The 17,866-nt window shown below is 55.3% G+C and carries 11 protein-coding genes and 1 pseudogene; 9 read left to right on the top strand and 3 right to left on the bottom strand.

Annotated features, from left to right (window positions below; translation table 11 throughout):
- The first annotated feature begins 452 nt into the window (after positions 1 to 452).
- A complete protein-coding gene (locus M0D64_RS29325) occupies positions 453 to 806 on the top strand; it encodes a BON domain-containing protein (RefSeq protein ID WP_266240874.1) in 354 nt (117 codons plus the stop codon).
- A gap of 500 nt (positions 807 to 1,306) precedes the next feature.
- Here M0D64_RS29325 and M0D64_RS29320 read toward each other — a convergent pair whose 3' ends face one another.
- A complete protein-coding gene (locus M0D64_RS29320) occupies positions 1,307 to 1,930 on the bottom strand; it encodes a phospholipid-binding protein MlaC (protein ID WP_171925586.1) in 624 nt (207 codons plus the stop codon).
- A gap of 251 nt (positions 1,931 to 2,181) precedes the next feature.
- On the opposite strand from M0D64_RS29320, the pseudogene M0D64_RS29315 reads away from it, so the two are divergent.
- Positions 2,182 to 2,689: pseudogene (locus M0D64_RS29315) on the top strand (phosphoesterase).
- Between the two features lie 1,079 nt (positions 2,690 to 3,768).
- Positions 3,769 to 4,128, top strand: coding sequence for a hypothetical protein (locus tag M0D64_RS29310; protein ID WP_266260322.1), 360 nt, complete (start codon positions 3,769 to 3,771; stop codon positions 4,126 to 4,128).
- A 467-nt stretch (positions 4,129 to 4,595) separates the two neighbouring features.
- Here M0D64_RS29310 and M0D64_RS29305 read toward each other — a convergent pair whose 3' ends face one another.
- Positions 4,596 to 5,522 (bottom strand): helix-turn-helix domain-containing protein, encoded by a 927-nt coding sequence (locus M0D64_RS29305; RefSeq protein WP_266260321.1) that lies wholly within the window; start codon positions 5,520 to 5,522, stop codon positions 4,596 to 4,598.
- 784 nt (positions 5,523 to 6,306) lie between these two features.
- Here M0D64_RS29305 and M0D64_RS29300 point away from each other — a divergent pair.
- From M0D64_RS29300 to M0D64_RS29290, 3 genes are all read left to right on the top strand, one after another.
- Positions 6,307 to 7,260, top strand: a complete 954-nt coding sequence (locus M0D64_RS29300; RefSeq protein ID WP_266260320.1) for a GlxA family transcriptional regulator — start codon at positions 6,307 to 6,309, stop codon at positions 7,258 to 7,260.
- Between the two features lie 475 nt (positions 7,261 to 7,735).
- On the top strand, positions 7,736 to 8,617 hold the full coding sequence (gene galU, locus M0D64_RS29295; protein ID WP_266260319.1) for a UTP--glucose-1-phosphate uridylyltransferase GalU: 882 nt from the start codon (positions 7,736 to 7,738) through the stop codon (positions 8,615 to 8,617).
- A 702-nt stretch (positions 8,618 to 9,319) separates the two neighbouring features.
- Positions 9,320 to 10,231: a GlxA family transcriptional regulator gene (locus M0D64_RS29290; protein ID WP_266260318.1), complete on the top strand. Its 912-nt coding sequence runs from the start codon at positions 9,320 to 9,322 to the stop codon at positions 10,229 to 10,231.
- 102 nt (positions 10,232 to 10,333) lie between these two features.
- On the opposite strand, the gene rfbC is transcribed toward M0D64_RS29290, so the two are convergent.
- Positions 10,334 to 10,882 carry a dTDP-4-dehydrorhamnose 3,5-epimerase gene (gene rfbC / locus M0D64_RS29285; protein ID WP_171925590.1) on the bottom strand — a complete coding sequence of 183 codons (549 nt, stop codon included), beginning with the start codon at positions 10,880 to 10,882 and terminating at the stop codon, positions 10,334 to 10,336.
- Between the two features lie 2,343 nt (positions 10,883 to 13,225).
- On the opposite strand from rfbC, the gene M0D64_RS29280 reads away from it, so the two are divergent.
- The 3 genes from M0D64_RS29280 (at position 13,226) to M0D64_RS29270 (ending at position 17,664) form a co-directional block, all read left to right on the top strand.
- Positions 13,226 to 13,483, top strand: coding sequence for a hypothetical protein (locus tag M0D64_RS29280; protein ID WP_266260317.1), 258 nt, complete (start codon positions 13,226 to 13,228; stop codon positions 13,481 to 13,483).
- 1,225 nt (positions 13,484 to 14,708) lie between these two features.
- Entirely contained in the window at positions 14,709 to 16,238 is a 1,530-nt protein-coding gene (locus M0D64_RS29275; protein ID WP_266260315.1) for a mannose-1-phosphate guanylyltransferase/mannose-6-phosphate isomerase, read from the top strand.
- Between the two features lie 46 nt (positions 16,239 to 16,284).
- A complete protein-coding gene (locus M0D64_RS29270) occupies positions 16,285 to 17,664 on the top strand; it encodes an undecaprenyl-phosphate glucose phosphotransferase (protein WP_266260314.1) in 1,380 nt (459 codons plus the stop codon).
- The last annotated feature ends 202 nt before the right edge of the window (positions 17,665 to 17,866 follow it).

Here is a 17,866-nt window from a genome sequence, read left to right as displayed (position 1 = left end):
TCGACACGCTGATTTTACGTATCAGTTCGTCGACGTCCCCTGCTCATAGGATCTGTCGGGCGTTGTGAATCGAAAACCAGACTCCGAAAACGCCAAGGACCGGAGGCCCTCAACGGCCCTTCGAGTCCGTCCGAAGTCAACGGCGGCTTCCAATTGACAGCGGCCGTGCGCCTAGGCACGCCGAACGACGAGTCATCGGGTTCCCTTACCCTCATTCACACAAAGGGTTGGCCCTGACCCACTAGTCGAAGGTCCGGCGGAAAGGACCCTCCAGCGGTTCTAGACGCGCTTGAAGTGCGCATCCGACGAGGAAAAGTCTACAATTCAATTGCCGAACGTCGTGGCCGCTGGTCATCAACGTCGGGGTGCTCATTTTTCGCCGCACTTTGATTGACCAGCGATCTTTTCGAGTCTCTCCCACCCAGTTTTGCTACCCACCTGAAGGAGAAGAGATGAAATCCATGAAGACCTACGTTGCCACAGCGATCGCCGTCAGCGCCATTGTTGCGATCGTGCCCGTTGTTAATGCACAAGAGACGGCTGCGGCAACTTCAGCAACAGCTCCCTCTCGTTCGTCGATTAGAGCAGCAAATAGGGAGTTGGCGAAGCGAGTTCAGACGGCGCTGTACAAGCAAAAGGGCTTGGAGACGCCTGATCTTCACGCCATCGCTCGTAGCGGCAAGATTACGCTTGTAGGAATGGTTCCAGATCAGGCGCAGATAGATCTCGCAGGGAAAGTTGCTGAGAGTGTTCCTGGAGTTACGTCGGTCAAGAACAATTTGACAGTGGAAGAAGAAGGACATTAATGTTTGAGTCCAACCGCATCCTTTGACTGCACTGGCGCGCCTTGAGAACAAGAATGTTATGTTCTCAACGGCGACGCCGTTGCCGGGGAAAGCACTTGCATGGCTGAGTGAAGACCGTGCTCTGCTCGATATTGGCCCGGTGTCGCTTCACCCTTCCCGAGTCGTCACCAAGCCAACACAGCGCGATCTGAAGGTCGAGTTTTTCGATCGGCCCGCTTGACGTGGGTTTTCACACACCCTCGACCCAATACCGCCACGCGGAACGAAGCCAAGTTAATGGCCGCTTCATGAGCCGAACCGTCGCTCGAATGGCGACATCACCGACCCAGCCAACGACAGCTACTGGCCGGGTCCAGACCTTTCACAGCCCGTGGGAATTTCCGCCGGCTCCATACTCTCGCGGGCGCCGCTCAAGCCACTTTCGGGCACGTCCGCGAAACGTCCATTGCGCGACCGACATTCTGCTGTAAGCGTCCGTCGCCATCATACCCAGCGGTCGCTTATTGCTTGCCCGAAGCGAGCTGCTGGTTGCGCTCAGCGAGAAACTTGATCAAACCATCAACGCCGCTTTCCTGGATCTTGTCACTGAACTGCTGCCGATATGTCTGGATTAGCCAGACGCCGAGTACATTCAGGTCATACAACCGCCAGCCCTGCGGCGTGCGGTACAGCCGGTAATCGATTTCTGCTGGTTCACCGTTCCTGGTTGCAATCGTGCGCACCACCACGTCCGTATCGGTTGGAGCGATGTGTATCGGCGGGTAGTCGATCCGCTGGTCTGGACGGAGCTGACCGATAGCACCCGAATATGTGTGAATCAGGAGCATCTTGAACTGTTCGACGAGTTGCTGCTGCTGCGCGGGCGTAGTCGTCCGCCAGTAACGGCCCATCGCCAGTGACGTGGTGCGGCGAAAATCGGTGTAGGGAAGAATGTCCCGGTTTACGATATCCATGATGCGGGGAATATCGTCTGGCGCGATCGCTCGGGCGCGCACCTCGTCGAGTACCTGTTGCGTCGCGGTCTTGATCAGAAGCTGAGGCTCCGATTGGTCGACTTGCGCATACGCCGCGCCGCCGAACGAGAACAACGCAGCGCAAAGAGTCAGTAGAGAAAGCGTCTTCATGTGCAGAATCCTGGCTGGATGCGTTGGCTTGCTGCTACGCAAGTATCCTCCATCTACGCCCGAACGCGTCGCGGCAGCACTCGTCGCTGTTTCAAGTCCGAAACTGGTCCAGAGTGTGTGGAAACTCCATTTCTACCGCTAAGCGGGCGATTGCCGGTCAGGTCGATCGAGTTTGATACGGCGAGTTTGCATTAATCGAACATCGCGCCATCTGCTAATCTGTGACACATTCAATCGGACATGTGCACGAAATGTGGAATGCGGTCAGCAACTTCGGCGACGCTGCCGTTACTCTTCCGCTGGCACTGGCCTGCGCAATTTGGATCGCCTCATCGAATCGACACGCGGCAGCCTGCTGGCCGTTTCTTCTGTCTGCGGGGATGGCGATCGTCGGAGCAACGAAAATCCTGTACGCCGGCTGCGGCATTGAGACTAGCGAAATAGGATTCCGCGTTGTTTAGCGGGCGCACAATGCTCTCGTCAGCGGTATGGGCGACTTACATCGCGTTGTTTCTCCGCCGTACCGGGCACGTCTCCATCGGCATAGCTCTGGGTCTCGCGAGTGGCGCTCTCATTGGTGCTGCTCGCGTGTTTGAAGAAGCGCACACTGTTGCTGCTGCCTCACTTCTGCTGGTGTCTGGGATCCCCTACGGACACCACGCGCCCTTTCAATCTTTGATCGAACGGTACTCACCCGGCGTCTGCGCGCGCTTCCTATGGGCCTCTGCACAGCGCTTTTCCAAGTACTGGTTCATTTGATCGTCGGCAGCGCGGCGAGCAACTGCGCGATAGCTGTCTACTGGCGCCTCGGCCGCCGATCTCCAGCCGTAGCCGAGATCTATCTTGTCTGCCTAGCTCGTCTCCTCGGCGGATAACGCCACAACATTGGCGATCAACATTCTGCGTCGAAACATAAACTCTACAAATCCAGATTAAACTCCGTTCGTACTGCCGGACGGTACACAGGACGCAGATTCGCATGGTAATCGCTCTTTCGATTCTCTCGAGACTTTGTTTCGTCTGGATCATTGTTTATCTGATTTTCAGTTTCCATTCCTCCATATCGGTCGGTACACGGCATAGTCAGCGACTCGTCTTTCTTGAGTTTCAGCCGTATCGTGCGCGTGGCACAAGGGAGATCGCCAAGGCCAGCTTGTTGCAGCGAATGGCGCTATGCGCGGCCTTGGCATTGCCTTTGGGTATCGCGACATTCGTCGTCGGTGTGGTGATCTCATAGAGATTCATGACGGTGGAATCAGTCAGGCCAGCTAGGGAACAGTCAGGCGACGATTTATTTTCCGACTATTAAAGGCGCGAGAAGTGTCCTCGCGAAGGGATCGCGCGATCGGACTTCCCGGGCGGCTATGAGGGGCGGATGCAGAACGCTTTAAGCATGGCGGATCGGCTTTGGCCATTACAGGTGCAGAGCGTGGCGTGGCATGACCGGGCCACGGAATTCGTACAAATGGCGGTGGCGAAATGACTTCAACAGCATCGTGACCAAGGGTCGATCGTGCCCTAATTATAGAAAATCCACGTCCGGGCTTCAAACGACGGTTCTAGGATGCGATGGGGTGATGCGTGCGGTGCGCTGTCGATACTACGGCTCGGTAAAAAGTCGAGGGTGTCGAACAATGACGATTGACTGTCGCCAAACCAGCGCGACGCATCACAGCCCCCTTTCTTGCTTCTGACATTTCTTGACAATTTTGTCGAGTGCTTTCGCGTAGACTCGGCCGTCGAAGTGCATTCGCCCATACAGGCATTGCCTATCAATTCGCCGACCTGCTCACCACCGACCACTCTCGTCGCTGCACTCCGCAAGCGCACCTGTTCACATGAGAATCGCCATCCTAGAATCCGATGCCACGGCACTTGACTGTGCGCTCGAAATCCTGTCATCCGCTGGGCATCTCTGTTTTGGCGCGCTATGCGACAAAACATTGCACGGGCTGCTCAACCAGGTGCCGGTCGATCTGGTGATGCTCGATTGGGTGGCGCCGGATGCGCTCCGATACGATACATTGCGCTGTCTGTGCAGATATGGATCCGTGATCCCCGTTGTCCTGTTCGTGACGTCGTGCACGTCGCACCAAGTGATCGCCGCGGGGCTGAAGAGTGGCGCAAACATCTGCCTCGAGAAGCCGCTCGGCAGCGCGCAGTCGCTTGCGCACATTCACGCTTTTGGGGCGTCGTAGCGATCCTTCTTCCAAAGTCTTTTCAACCAGGCCCATGTCTCAGGATCGCGCGAGCAAGCTGTAGTCGATCGAATCGGGGCACGGCTGATTTTCAATTGCGTCAGCGCGGTAGCAGTGCTCGCCGACTTGACCGATCTTCGAGGCCCGGTGCGAGGTCTGCCGCACATGGCGGTGCATTTCATTCGGGCGCCAACGGCAGCTTGTTTCATGGCCGCATATCAATACCAGCCTGACCCATCGTATCGGTTGGGCACGCTCGCTCGTCTCGGCTAAAGCACGCAGGGTTTCTGAGCCCTACCACGATCACCCCCGTCGCCACGACGAGAGCGCATAGATCAGCAGCGAGCATGATGCGCGACGCCCTATGCGTCATGTGGATATCCCGTCGTAACTTGCCTGCCGCAGACTTCGTTGCATTGCGCGCCCCCGATCGCAGCTAACGATCCAATCGATGCGACATTATCTGTCTAGGTGAAGCGCTCCCGGCTCGCATTTTCGCGCTGGAGCAACGGCGCGTACTCGTGTAAATCCCGTGGCGCGATGTCGAAGGCGCGACGGAATGCACGCGTAAAGCTCGACGCATCATTGAAACCCAAGCCCGCGGCAATGTCCTGTACCTCCATATGCGGAAAGCGCACCAGTTCATCGGCCGCCATTCGCAGCCTGCGGCTCCGGATATAAGCGGCCAGGCCACCTTCATGCTCAAAGATGCGATACACGCTGGCGCGCGAGAGATGCAGCGATGCCAACACGCTGTCAGGCGACAAATCCGGATCGTGCAGATGAGTCTCGACATACCGCCGCACTTGTCCATAGACTGCGGCGCGTACCGCCGCGCGGCTGTTGCCGGAGAGACCCGCTTGACGGCTGAAAGCGGCGACGAGTAGTTCTACCGCAGTGAGAAAGGAGTGATGCGCTTCCTCCTTGCTCAGTCCGACGATTTGCCGCTTGAGCGCCACCAGATGCTCAATGAGTAGGCGCGTCAAAGGCGTGGTGGCGTGGACCCAACGGCCATGCAGCGAGGCGGCATCGGGGAACGATTTTTCCACCAGCGCGCGCGGCACAAAAAGGAGCAGTAGCCGACCATGAAAACTCCGGATTGTGCACGGCTGATCCATGTCCAGCGCGAGGATACTTGGCACTTGCGGTATATGCGGCGCATCGAGTTGTGGCTTGCCGCCCACGAACTGCGACGGTGGCCCTTCAAGGAACACGCTGAAGGTGATGTCGCGAATGCTCTCGGTCGAAACTCGACCCAACGATCGCACGGCCAGGTTCGGCGCGGTGCGGAAGTCGAAGAGGCTCAGATTGTCGATCGTGTAACGGGACAGCGATGAATCGAACGTGTCCTCAGCCTGCTTTGACGAAGGCTGGATGTCGTAGACGGAACTCATACGCTCCTGCCAGGCCAGGAAGCTTTGACGGGCGTCGCCTTGAACGCTGAAATTGCTGTGCACGATGCCCGGAGCAAGCGTTGGCGGCTCCGGCGGCAACAACAGGCGGCTTAGCGGTATTGCTGTGTGTTGCGGGTCGTCGTTCAATGCAGGGCTCGGTGTTGATTTTCGTCCAGTATTGATCCGCCCCGTGCGGCTGAACTTTAATTTGAGCCACTAGCCCGCTCGGAACGCGCTAGTGTTTGTTGCCAAGCATACCAGTACTTACTTTGCCGTACAGCACAGCGAACGACTCACTGGCACATCGATCATTTCAGTACTCGGAAACCACACACGCTCTTGAGCAGACCGACTACAGGTGGCCGCAGCACATTTCCGCTCCGGCTTGTTGGAATGATCGCTTGCGAGGAAGGCCCGCCTCCGTGCGCGACTCGCGAGTAGCACTTTTATGGACTTCGATGATGACGACCATACGTGTGCTGGGAATTTAAAGATATTTAATATGAATATGCTAATCGACTGTTTTTGTGCGATGTCTTTTGAAATGCTTTTTCATTAAAACCGGCAATTTCTCATGGCGGAATGTTGGGCCTCGTGTGGCGGCTAATGAATTGATCGTGGCCGCCAATATGTTGTTCGATTCGGCCAGAAAAATACGTCGCAAACCATCCTTATGTACGATCAGACTCAACAATTAATCCGGCTCAAAGCAAGCTGGAACAGGCAACTAATTTCCGGGGAAAATCAGATGGAGTGTCCTTCAGTCCTTTGCCGCACCAGCGCAATGCCGCCCCACGTTTCGCCTGAGGCTGGCATCGTGAGGCGTATTGGCATAGTTCTGTTTGGCGGCTTTGCCCTTCCGGAGGCTGCAGCGGTCGTGGAGGTATTCCAGTCGGTGAATGCGCTCACTGAGGGCGAACGGCGCGACGGAATGCGTTACGACGTTAGCCTGTTGTCGGTGGCGGGAGGCAGGATCGTCAGTTCTTCATCGGTATTCGTCTGGACCGAAGGCATCGAGGCGCGGCGCGACGCAGAGCGCTTTCACGCTTTGTTCATTGCTGGCGGCGTAGGGGTGAACGATGCGCTACACGATGAACGCCTGATTGCCTGGCTGCGTCGGACGCATCCGCGCAGCGACTTGGTATTCCCGATCGGCGAAGGACAATTGCTGCTAGACGTCGCCGGATTCGGGCAGGCCACCGGTGTTAGGCGCTACGGCAAACACGCTTGCGAAATGATGCAGATCGGCGCCGCCAATGGACCTTCGAGCGTCGCCGCCGGCCCGTTGCAAACAGCCATCGCAGTGGTCGAGGAAGATTTCGGTAGCGAAATTGCGCGTCAGATCGCTGACTGGGTCGCACCATCTCCGGATACCCGGTTTACTGCAATTGTGCGCAAGAATGTTTCGGTAGGCGTGAGCGAGAATATCAAGGCGTCGGCAAAATGGCTGGAGGCGAACGGTCACCGTTCGATCTCGATTGACGCCGCCGCGCAGATCGCCGGCATGAGCGAGCGCAATTTCCTCAGGCGTTTCAAGATCGAAATGGGTGTGACGCCGTCTGACTATTTGCTGTACGTGCGGCTTGATATGAGCTGTCGCCTGCTTGTTGAAACCGCCCTGCCAGTCGACAAGGTGGCGCGTCATTGTGGCATTGGATGTGGCGGTCGGCTCGCGAAACTCTTCCGCAAGCATCTTGCGACGACACCTACCGAGTATCGCGCGAGCAAGCGGGCTTGAGTGGCCAATAGCGGTGGGTGCATTTCGGACATTGTTCGCCTTGCTAATTACCATCGGGTTGGAAGCCGGTCGAATCGTTAATTGTCAAAGCGCAGCTATTCTTTCTCGCTATTTAATTGCTATTTATTGCTGGTAGTTTTAGGTACTCGAATTGCCGATATCACGCCTGGTCACCGTGCTGCATGGAGATTAATCAATCGCAATCTGCTTCCTCTTCGATCGATGGTTTTTTGAACAATGGCCAACTGAGGCCTTATGCTTCCGCCTAGTCGTTTCGGTACCTGGGTGGGCGACAACGAGCCGTTTGAATCGCAGCGGTCGTCACCGAACTACTGATGGCAGCCTAAAGCGCCGCCCTTCGCGCACTTTGCCTCTGCGCGTCGCTGCCGAGGGCGCAGGTTTTCCGCGGCTATCGATGTGGGGCAGAGGTGGTCCGACCATGGATCGGCCATAGCAATCATATTCCGAGTCTTTTATGTTAAAAGTTACAAAAGCAGTGTTTCCGGTAGCTGGTCTTGGCACCCGATTTCTCCCTGCTACGAAGGCTAGCCCAAAGGAAATGCTGCCGATCGTCGATAAACCGCTGATTCAATATGCGGTGGAGGAGGCCATGGCAGCAGGCATCACCGAAATGATCTTCGTCACGGGCCGCAGCAAGCGTGCCATCGAAGACCATTTCGATAAGTCGTATGAAGTCGAGGCTGAACTGGAAGCGCGCGGTAAGAACAAGTTGCTGGAGTTGGTGCGCAGCATCAAACCGAGTCATGTTGACTGTTTTTACGTGCGTCAGTCGGAGGCGCTCGGCCTCGGGCACGCTGTGCTGTGCGCTGAGAAGCTGGTGGGTGATAACCCGTTCGCCGTAATTCTCGCGGACGACTTGCTATACGGCACCCCCCCTGTCATGACGCAGATGATCGAGGTGTTCGATCATTATCATAGCTCGGTGATCGGTGTTGAGGAAATCTCGGCGCAGGATACTAAGTCGTACGGGATCATCGACGGCAAGGAATGGGGGGATTCAATTATCAAAATGGCGGGCATCGTTGAAAAGCCTGAGCCGAGTATGGCACCTTCGAACCTGGGTGTGGTGGGTCGATACGTGCTGAAGCCGCGAATTTTCAAACATCTTCGCGCAATCGCGCCGGGCGCGGGCGGCGAACTCCAGTTGACGGATGCGATCCAGTCGCTGCTAGCCGATGAACAGGTACTTGCATACAAGTATGATGGCACGCGCTTTGACTGCGGCAGCAAGCTCGGCTATCTGAAGGCGGGGGTGGAATTTGCACTGCGGCATCCCGAAGTACGCGTCGAGTTTCGTGCTTACCTGGAGCAGCATCTGTCTCTCCTGCCGATGTGAGTTCGCCGCGCCTCGTGTAAAGCATATTCACATGCTGTGTTGCACAGCATGTGAATACTGAGCCGGATTGTCAGCGTTTGCCGTTAAAGCAATATGGTTCAGCGCGGACTTGACGTGTTGCCCGCCACAGCTAGGCGACGCGCATTTCGCGCGATCTACAGCGAGACGCGCAATAGCCGCTCAGCAGGCTCTTCGCGAGCGCCCTGCCATCTAGCTGAATCAAAAAAACACCACCAATTGCGTTGGCGAAAACGATCTCTCCGACGCCTCGAAACGCCCGCCGATGCGAGGGCGGCAGAATTCGTCAAAATATTGAAGCCAAAGAACGCGACATTCGGCCATCTGCGATTCGTGGCATTTGCAAGAAGATCAACATCATTATTTAATTTATATAGGATGCCGAATAATGTAATGGAAGATGATCGAATAATCGCGAACCGGACATCCGCCGCTGAAGCTTCTGCCTGAATGCTGCAATCGGTCCGTGACCGCCAACGTATTATCCTATTCGGCCATCCAGCGATCTTATGCGTGCCGCTTGTGTACGATTGTCCAGACAGTCAAAACGGCTCAAATGTAGCCGTAGGAGGCCACTTATCTTCCGGGGGGGATGGCTGGATGGCAGTTTTTTTTGCCCGCAGTAGTCGTGATGCGACTCAGTCTCAGGTATTCCATGACGTTCGCTCCGTAAGACGTATAGGCATGGCACTGTTCGACGGTTTCTCGCTACCAGAGGCAGCCACGGTAGTGGAGATTTTCCAGTCAGCCAATGCGCTCTGCATGTCCTTGCGCATAGATGGGCCTCGCTACGACGTTCATCTCGTGTCGGTCAGCGGTGGCAGGATAGCGAGTTCGTCATCGGTGTTTGTTTGGACCGACAGTATCAAATCACGTGGTCATGCCGACGATTTTCATGCGCTCTTTATCGCCGGAGGTGCAGGCGTCCACAGCATGCTGAGTGAAGAACACCTGATTGCCTGGCTGAGCCAACTCGACTTGCGCAGCGAACGGATTTTTCCAATTTCCGAAAGACGCTTGCTACTGAACGTCGCTGATTCATCGAATATTTCCCGCAAATTTCGCCGTGGCGAAGGTGCTCATGAGGTCGCGTGGAACGGACTGAAAGTGTCTACTTCCCAGCGATCAAGCACTCCGCTGCGAGCTGCACTAGCGCTGATTGAAGAGGATCTCGGCACGGAAATCGCGCGGGAGATCTCCGGCTCTCTAAGGTTGCGCTATGACGAACAGTTTACCTCCGTTCCAAAGAAGAACGCGTTCGGAGCTGTGAGCGAAAAGATACAGTCGTCGGCACGATGGTTGGACATGAACTGCGGAAGAACGATCACGATTGAAGAAGCGGCGCAATTCGTCGCGATGAGTGAGCGGAATTTCTTGCGCCGCTTCAAGATGGAAATGGGTGTGACACCGTCCGACTACCTCTTATACGTTCGAATTGACAAGTGCTGCCACCTTCTTTCCGAAACGGACCTTCCGGTCGACAAGATCGCGCGGCGATGCGGAATCGGAAGTGGCGGACAGCTTTCGAAAGTATTTCGTAAATACCTTGGAGTAACGCCGACAGAGTACCGTGCAAGCAAACGGTCGTTTACTTAGGTGCGTCGACAGATGCGATAAAAGACTATTCGTGGGGTACATCGGTCGAATGACATGCAGTCGAATCAACGGATGCATGTCGACCATGAGTGGGGATTGCGATCAATAAACCTCGGCAACGCTGAAACTCGTACCCACCGCATCACGCGCGGATGTGATTGGCGCCTTGTCCAGATCCCAGGCAATCGCGATATCGGGATCGTCCCACTGCAACGTGCGTTCATGCTCGACAAAGCCGCGCTCGGTTGTCTTGCAAAGTACCTCTGCGACATCCGACAACACGAGGAAACCATGCGCAAACCCCGGCGGAATCCATAGCTGACGGCAGTTGGATGCCGATAGCCGTGCACTGGTCCAGCGCCCGAACGTGGGCGACAAGCGTCGCAAGTCAACCGCCACGTCGACCACCTCACCGTTCACTACACGCACTAGTTTCCCCTGCGGGCGCCGAATCTGATAATGCAGACCACACAGCACATTGTGGGCGGACACCAAGTGACGCTCCTGCACGAATCGATAGCCGCGCGCCACATGTTCCTCGAATTCCTCTTGGTCGAAGCTGTCAAACGAAATGCCCCGCTTATCTGATTGGATGCATGGTTCGATCAGCTTGACGTCGCGAATTGCCGTGTGCTTAATCTGAATTGTCATCTGTAACGCATAAGATTGGGAATTGAAATTGACTTCGACGTGATGCGAAACGATTTCAAGCCGGTTTTAGCAGCGTTCGGCAAGATATCTCTCAAGAATATCCGTCTCCAGGACCATGGATGATACAAGAGTGGGCTTAGTCTATGGCGCCAAAAGATTGGTTCGAGACGCCATCTATCACTCCAATCTCTAACTTCTTGTTATCCAATTGCGTGGCGAGTTGCCGAGAAAATCCGCTTGTGAAAGATCGCGGAAGAATAGCAACCTAAATTCGGCGGAATCCTTCAACGTTTTGGCGGATCGGATCAGACACAACGTAGGACTATGCGTCGCGGGAGGTCTGATCTTTACACGCGTTAGGGGTGCAACTGTCTGTGGGGTATACAGGGTTTATTTTGACGTTCACTCGAGGGGACGCCACACTTATTTCCGATTACGCATTGCGATATAACCTAATTTCCACACACGATGAAGCACCGACTTGTTGATTTTGATCTGTATGCACAAACAGAATTGCTTGCCTATCTGGTCGCCTCACAACTAGTAATGCGTCAGAGGACAAGCCAGTGGCTAAATTTCGAGCAACTTGTCGAATATTCACATCTTTGGCTGCGGTTAAGCGGTCGCAGAGCTGACTGGCTTCAGCGCGTCGGGCTTGCGTGCCGTGCGCAACGTTTAGCGGAACAGATAGAGCAAACTTCGCGAGAACGGTACGACGCAAAGACTGTGGCACGTATGTTTTTTGATGGTCTGCGCCTGGACTTGCGATCCCCTGTCGTGACGGAGATCTTCGTCGTGTGCGCGAGTAATCTCCCGGGTCAGGTAGTCTTCCATGGTGAGCATGGCGTGACGTGAAACTGGTAGGCGGTGGTGGGGGAATAGGCGAATTGGACTGAAGTTCGCCTGGTCGTGAGTTCGTGAGCGCCTCAGGATGTCATCGGAAATTGCCTTACTTGACGGAGGTGCCATCTTACGCGCCATCGCTTAACAAAGAGAACAACCCGTTGTGCGTAATATCCCCAACCCTGTTGGCTATCCAGATTAACAATGTCTTGGTCAAATTCTTCCGACACACACACGCGTGCAGATCTACTGACCTATCTCGTCGTGTCGCAGTTAATCAGACGTCGACTGACTGGGAAGTGGCTGACTGCGCAACACGTGATTCAATGCACGCATCTGTGGATGTGCGTTAACGGCAGGATCGACTTGCTCCAGCGTGTGGCGCTGGGCAGTTGCGCACAGGCCCTGGCGATGCATGTAATGCAAGTGTCGAAGGTTCGATTTGACACCAAGACGTTAACAGATGCATTTGTCGATCACGTTCATCTCGACTATCAATCTCGAGCCGTCGTGGAGGTGTACCACGCCTGCACGGTCCATATCACGTCGGGATCGCGCTTCTCGGACCGCCGTGCGAAGCGCGACAGGCTGTAGCCTGCGTTGTGTTGTTCTGGCCAATGCAGACCACTACAGGCTATACCTGTGGCGGCGCGTTGGATCTTCTGATCGGGTGCATCTTGAGAGACTGATGGTTGTTCTGTTGGATCTTGCGGTTCTGAAGTAGCTGGGATCTTGCCGATTTAATATCGAACGCCTGCGATTGGTGGCCAGCAGTTACCAGTCCAATTTGGCGGTTGAGTACAAAATTATGTCGGAACAGCGTCGCAGTCGTCGACGAAAATACACTTCTCTCAAGCCTCCGGCAGTAATCCTCGGAATAGCCGGAAGCTTTTTTAAACCGACACCATGTGTCGGTTTTTTTTCGGGAAAATTAGGAGCGGTCGAAAATCAATGTTGACCGATTAAGAAATGTATCCGCGAGCTTATGAAATCTCTCCGCTTCGACCTTTAGTAGTTGGGTGAGCTCGGTCCGCGTTTGTTCTGGGCGTGTCGATGCACAGATGGCTTCCATCGCCAAATATCGTTCGTCGAGGAGGGTGTTTAACACTCTTGTCTAGTTTCGTTCGCGAGATGAGCCATGCGACTCACTCTGGTAAGCAGATAGGTGATCAGACGATCGGTGTACCGAAAGTATTAGCAAAAGTCTTTCGCTATCAGTCATGGCTACCCCCGTTGTATGGTTGGTAGATTTGCGTAAAAAATCCGACTGTACTGCTGTGCAGCAAGCGGCCATCTATAGTCGATCACGCCAGACGTGCTGCTCCGACCAGTGCCTGGATCGCCGACTCGCACCGTTCCGGAGCGGTGCATGCCAGCAGGTCACATACGTCAGCCGGCGGAGCGAAAGACGACGGATAAAGCCAAACGTTTGTCATGAAAAATGCTGCGTTGCAGGATAGGCTCAAGACGTCTCAATTGTTAAATCAAGTGGCGAAATATATGACGATCGCTCTTTCGATTCTTTCGAAATTTTGTTTCGGCTGGACGCTTGTCTATCTGATCTTCAGCTTGCTTTCTGCTTTGAAGGTCGGGAGGCGGCACTTCCAACCGGTCGTCTTTCTTGAGTTTCAGCCGCATCGCGCGCGCGGCCCTTGGGAAGCTGCAAGGGCTAAGTTGATGATGCGGATGGGGCTATGCACGATCTTCATCGTGCCCGTCGGGATTGCGTCTTTTATCGTGTCAATGTTTATTTCGTAGATCTGCAACGTCAGCTTCAATCGAGGACTGCTAACAACATCAATGAAGGCTTCCCTGGCGCGGTGTTAGCCGGACGTCCTGTCCCAGGCAATAAAAACAACCACTTGAAGTTACAGACAGTCAGTCGCAATTCTCAGTGACGCTTTCGGAACAGTAATTGTTCCGGTCGTGGGGGATCGCCTCGAATGCAGCCTTCGGTATCGGATGAAATCATGTCGGTTGTGGCGGCAATGGACCGGAAAATTGGGTGGAGTCAGCCAAATCCATGGCGCATTTTGCCACGGTAGTTTGCTCATATTTTTCTGACCCGGTGCACCTCATTGACCTGAAGAGCTGACGCGAATTGGTTTGATAGCATCAGATTAGCGGAGCACGAGGATTGGAATCCACAGGTCGCTTCAACGTGTGCAAAGGGTGTATGGGCTGGCTTTCGCACCTGCAAATGTCCATTCAATTCGTGCAGATTGTGGACCATCGAAACTGAATGGATTCGGATGCGTTGTATGGGCTCGGATGCCCCTTTGGAAGAGCGTAGCGGTGGAATTGACGCAGCCACGGAGTAGAGTCAAGCAGGCGTCAAACAGTGAGACTTTCTGGATAAAGAATGCCCAGTCGAGGTCGTGGCAGTTCACCCTAAATTGCTACGTGAATGGGCTGTTGTATGTGAGCCAAGCACAATGCGCGAGACACGTGAATAGCCTATTCAGACACGTCAGGAGCGAATGGGCTAAAACGCCAACATGTTGGCGTTTTCCGTCAGTCACATTACGTCTGAAGGCAGCCTATGTATGATGCACTGCAACTGAAGCCGAGGCGGTCGTTTTAAAAATGAGAGGTGACGGTAGTGTTTGAGATTTAAGCTATTGCAGATCATTCATTACGGCACTCGGAAAAGGCGAGCAGCGTTTTTTGTGGAGAAATGACGTACATCATCGGACTTTTTAAAATGCGCGATCTTTATGGTCGGTGCGAGAAGTACGAATCTCATGTCAGGTTAATACTCCACGTCACTGCCGCGTGTGGCAGCAACTGGCGCCAGTCGTAAACCGCACCGCTCAATTCAACTCGCATCTGTTTTGGGGCAGACGTTGTAGTGTCGCTGGACATGACTTTGGCGAACTTTGTACGGCCCATGATCGAGGGAGATACGTCAGGCCGCCTACAGTGTGGGGAAATTAAAAGTGCAACATTTCTGATCCTGTTGGAATGTCGAATAGGAGTGCGTATGGGTTACACGTCGGTGAGTGAGGCGGAAGATAGTGATAGTGATATCAAGATAGTTCCGACGGAAGAGCGGGTTGCCGCTGCAGCGGCTGTGCGACTCGTACCTGTTGTACTTGCGGGAGGAGTGGGTTCGCGACTGTGGCCCGTGTCACGGGAACAATATCCAAAGCAATTGATTGATTTGCTGGGGCCGGATTCGTTACTACAAGCAACTGTGCAACGGATGAAAGGGTTCCATGCCGATGGAGGTACGGTGAGCACGCCGATCATCGTATGCGGCGACGATCACCGCTTCGTTACGTCGGAACAACTCCGGGCAAGAGGAATCGACGCACGCATCGTGGTTGAACCGACGCGACGCGACACGGCACCCGCGCTGACACTCGCCGCTGCGGCGGCATGTTCGGATGGTGACGACGCGATCATTGTTGCAATGCCGGCAGATCATTCGATCGAGAACCTCAATGCCTTCCAGTCGACGATTGCGTTGGCGGCTCGGCATGCACAGCACGGCGCGATTGTGACACTGGGCGTGCCGCCGACGCGTCCTGATACGGGCTTTGGTTACATCAAGCTTGGTACTGACCTTAGCGGTGGCGCGCATCGTATTGAGCGATTCGTCGAAAAACCCGTGGCCGAATTGGCCGCGCGGTACATCGCATCGGGGCAGTACTGGTGGAACAGCGGAATATTCGTTGTGCGGGCGAGCGTATGGCTCGCTACGCTCAAGATCATACAGCCGGCGATGCACGACGCGTGCTTGTTAGCCCACGCGCAAGGTACTTGCGATGGGTTGTATTTCCGTCCTGGTGTAGAGGCTTTCAAGTCTTCCCCGTCGGACTCGATTGACTACGCGGTGATGGAACGTCTCGGATCGGACGAACGACTCGCGGAAGGCGTGGTGGTATCGCTTGACGCAGGGTGGTCGGATCTTGGGTCTTGGGACGCCGTATGGGAAGCACTCGACAAGGACGCGGACGGCAACGCTGCGCGCGGACGAGTCGTGTTCGAAGGGACGACGTCCAGCTTCGCCCACTCGCAGGGGCGTCTCATCGCCTGCGTCGGCGTGGCCAACGTGGTCGTTGTGGAGACCGACGATGCCGTGCTGGTCGCCGACCGCTCGCGCTTGCAGGAAGTAAAGAGTGTGGTTAGCCGGATGAAAGCGCTGCAAGCTCCCGAGGCCGATGCGCATCGAAAGGTACGGCGCCCATGGGGTTACTACGACTCAATCGATCGTGGTGAGCGCTTTCAGGTAAAGCGGATCGTCGTCAATCCGGGCGGCCGCCTGTCATTGCAATTGCATCACCATCGCGCCGAGCACTGGATTGTGGTAAGTGGCACGGCGCTCGTCACTCGCGGCAGTGAGGAATTTATGCTCAGTGAGAATCAGTCGACGTTTATTCCGCTGGGTGTGACGCATCGTCTGGAGAATCCGGGCAAGTTGCCACTCGAACTTATCGAAGTGCAGTCCGGATCGTATCTCGGCGAAGACGACATCGTTCGTTTCGATGACACATACGGGCGCGCGTGACGCGTCGGTATGTTACGCAGTCCAACTTCAGGCGGGGAATCGCGAGATGCTCGGGATACAGGCGTTATTGGCGCGGCTTGTCGATTTGGTCCTCATCGTGTCGGGGGCCGTGGTGGCGTCGCATATTCGCTTTGAGGATCTAGGGCAGAGTCGGGGAGACGGGGCGTTCATTACGTTTTCCGTCGCATTCGCGTTGGTGTCGTTTCCGGTTTTCGGCTTGTACGAGTCGTGGCGTGGCCGTTCGTTGTTGCGATTGACCGGGCAGGTTTCGATTGCGTGGCTGGTGGTGCAGGCGTGCGGACTGGTGCTGATGTTTTCGCTGCATCGCACGGATTTCATCTCGCGCCTGTGGTTCGCCTATTGGACCGCGATCACGGGCGGTGCATTGATCGTATCGCGACTGATGTTACATGCCGTGCTGCGCAGCGTGCGTTATGCCGGCCTGAATTTGCGCAACGTTGCAGTGCTCGGGGTCGGGGCTCATTGCCAGGAAGTGGTGTGCAAGCTCGAGGCGTCCCCTTCCAGCGGTTTTCGTGCATCTGCGGTGTTTGATGTGGGGCCGGGAGGAAGTGTCGCGCTGAACGGCGTGCCGGTGTTCGACGACTTTCACAAGTTTGCCGAACACGTTCGGAGCGCCGGCGTACAAGAAATCTGGCTGGCTTTGCCGTTGGCGGAAGCGTCGACCATGCTGCGCTTCGTCAATGAATTCCGTGACGACCTCGTGAATATCCGCTTCATTCCTGACGTGCGCAGCATGGCGTTATTCGAAGGCGGTGTGATCGACCTGATCGGAGCGCCGGCGATTAGCCTCGTCGCATCGCCTTTGCCAGCACGCGCAATCGTGCAGAAGGAAATATTCGATCGCGTATTTGCGGCTCTTGCGTTACTCGCGTTGATACCGTTGTTGACGATCATTGCGGTTGCCGTGAAGTGTTCATCGCGCGGGCCGGTGTTTTTCACGCAGTATCGCAAAGGGGCCGATGGCCGCGTGTTCAAAATCTACAAATTCCGATCGATGCGTCTACATGCCGAAAAGACAGGCGTGGTCACGCAGGCTACGAAGGATGACCCGCGCATCACTCGCGTGGGTGCGCTGCTGCGGCGGACGAGCCTTGACGAGCTACCGCAGTTTTTCAACGTTCTTCGCGGCGAAATGTCGGTGGTCGGGCCTCGTCCGCACGCGATCGAACACGATGAGCTTTATCAGAAAGTCATCAACGGCTACATCCATCGCTACCGGATCAAACCGGGCATTACAGGTTGGGCGCAGGTGAACGGATTCCGCGGTGAGACGGACCGGGTCGAGAAGATGCAGAAGCGCGTGGAGCATGACCTTTACTACCTGCGCAACTGGTCGTTCGCGTTGGACATGCGGATTGTCGTGACAACGGTAGCGAGGGGACTGGTTAGCAGCAACGCGTATTAGCGATCCAGATGAAACACTCGTGCGATAAATAAGTTTCGGAATTGACGCTGTGAACCGCGCCTTCAGGCTTGTCGGCCCGCGAGGTGATGCGTGGCCGATTCCTCCCGCGTGTACGCATACAGACCACGTGTTCCGCATGGAGAAAGCGCTTGACTCCAGATCTGAGTGCGCATTAGCCGAATCCGGGAAATGGCTTTTCGTC

This window comes from Paraburkholderia sp. WS6 (assembly GCF_030464835.1).
Taxonomy (GTDB): Bacteria; Pseudomonadota; Gammaproteobacteria; order Burkholderiales; family Burkholderiaceae; genus Paraburkholderia; species Paraburkholderia madseniana.
The sequence above is the reverse complement of the archived record's forward strand: the minus strand, read 5'-3'. Positions and strand labels throughout refer to the sequence as shown.